The organism is Haloactinopolyspora alba (assembly GCF_003014555.1).
GTDB lineage: Bacteria > Actinomycetota > Actinomycetes > Jiangellales > Jiangellaceae > Haloactinopolyspora > Haloactinopolyspora alba.
This window is the reverse complement of sequence record NZ_PYGE01000042.1, coordinates 1-2,175: the sequence shown is the minus strand read 5'-3', so window position 1 is coordinate 2,175 and position 2,175 is coordinate 1. Positions and strand designations below refer to the sequence as shown.

Genomic DNA, 2,175 nt, shown 5'->3' with positions numbered 1-2,175 from the left:
CGGCGGAGGATCGTGGGAGTGGGTGGCCTGTTGTGGTGCGGCGGTTGTCGGCTGTGGTGGTGGCGGGTGCGGTGGTGCTGTTGGGGCAGTCACCGGCGCTGGCGCAGGACCGAGCCGAGACCGAGAACGGCGATGACGTGCTGGTGATTTCGTCGGTCCGGGTGACCGACGGGGTGGTTGAGGTGGTGGGGTCTGGTGCTGGTGCCGGTGCGGAGGTCGCCGTGCATGGCGGGTCGCCGGCTGCGGAGCCGGGTGATGTTGTCGATGCCACCGCGGAAGGTACGGGCACGGCTGACGGGTCCGGGGGGTTCACGGTGTCGATCCCCCGGTCCGACGGTGCCGGGGATCGGTTGTACTCGCAGTTCGTGGCCGAGGCCGGCGGTGCGGTCAGTGGTGGGCATTTCGCTGATGATTTCGCGTTCACGCCGCGGTATGACTACCCGTACCAGCCGCCGGCGTCGAAGAAGGGGCTGTCGGGCACCCAGATGGCCGACGACGTGGAGGAGCTCGGCGCGACCAGTTCGAAGTTCAACCTCCCGTTCCAGAAACTGGTCGATGCCGGGCCTGCGGCGGATCCGGGCACACAGATCACGTTCGAGTCCCAGGGCCGCACGTTCTACTTCAACCGGTCCTACGTGGAGCGGATGGACCGGCAGGTCAAGACGTTGTACGAGGCGGGAGCGCCGCCCTATTTCATTCTTCTGCTGCAGAACAAGGCCCGGGAAAACTCGGCGTTGGATGTCCTGATGCACCCCAACGCCGACCCGTCTCAGGGTGGGCGCATCTTCGCGTTCAACACGGTCACCGATGAGGGCATCGCGCACTACACCGCGGCGGTGGAGTTCCTCACCGACCGGTACTCCCGCACCGACGCCCGCTACGGGCGCGCCGCCGGCTGGGTGGTCGGCAACGAGATCGACGCCCAGTGGGTGTGGGGCAACGCCGGTGAGATGACCATGGACGAGTACCTCGACCACTACATGACCACGCTGCGCCTGACCTACCTGGCCGCGCGCAAGGCCACCACCGAACCGGTCGTGATGACGTCGCTGACCAAGCACTGGAACCATTCCCACGACACCAACCCGCTGCGCAGCTACAAGCCCCGTGACATCCTCGACAGTCTCGCTCGAAGGTCCAAGAACACTGGCGATTTCCCGTGGCACGTGGCCTACCACTCCTACCCACAGGACCTGCGCGACCCGAGATTCTGGAACGATCCCGACGCCACCCACGACGTCGACACCAAATACGTGACCTTCAAAAACCTCGAGGTCCTGGTCGACTACATGCGCCGACCCGAGATGCTCTACCAAGGCGAACCACGCCGCATCGCACTCACCGAACAAGGCGCGCACACACTCTCCACCGAAGACGGCGAAGAACTCCAGGCAGCCGCCTACGCGCTGGCCTACTACCGCATCCTGTTCCTGGACGGGATCGACGCGTTCGTCAACCAGCGCCACGTCACACACGGCAACTCGGCACTGCGCCACGGGCTGTGGACCAACGACCCGGACAGGCCAGAACCAAACGCACCCGGGCGGAAAAAGAAGATCTACAACGTCTTCAAATACATCGACACCGAACGATCCCTGGAAGTCACCGAATTCGCCAAAGACATCATCGGGATCACCAACTGGTCCGAGATGGTGCCCGGCTTCGACCCCGACAAACTCGCCGTGCGTGACCTGCCCACCACCGTCGGCACCGACATCGACGCCGTCACCCTCGGCACCGGCCCGGCGCTGTCGGACTTCAGCACCGACACCGACAACTGGGAAGCCGGCGTCAACACCTCCTCGGTGTCACACATCACCGACAACGGCGGCGCCCTACGCGTGCACTTCAACAACAACGCCGACCTCAAATTCTGGTCCACCATCGCCAAAACCTGGAAAGGCACCAACGTCGACCTCCCCCAACCCATCAACGCCACCAACACCCCCCACCTCACCATCCCGATCCGCGTCCCCGACCCCGGCAACCTCGGCACCCGCCACGCCAAAATCAAAGTACACAGCACCAACGGCACCACCGCCGAAGGCACCGCCACCCTCCACAGCACCGACTGGACCACCCTGACACTCGACCTGTCCACATGGACAGGAAACACCACCATCAACAACATCAAAGTCTGGGTCCGCGGCACCACCAACAACGACTGGTCCGGCA

General features: G+C 64.5%; 1 protein-coding gene. It reads left to right on the top strand.

Annotated elements, in window-relative coordinates:
* Nucleotides 1–32: 32 nt before the first annotated feature.
* Nucleotides 33–2,175: DUF5722 domain-containing protein (locus CLV30_RS25765; RefSeq protein ID WP_211300126.1), on the top strand; the 2,143-nt coding region annotated here is incomplete at its 3' end.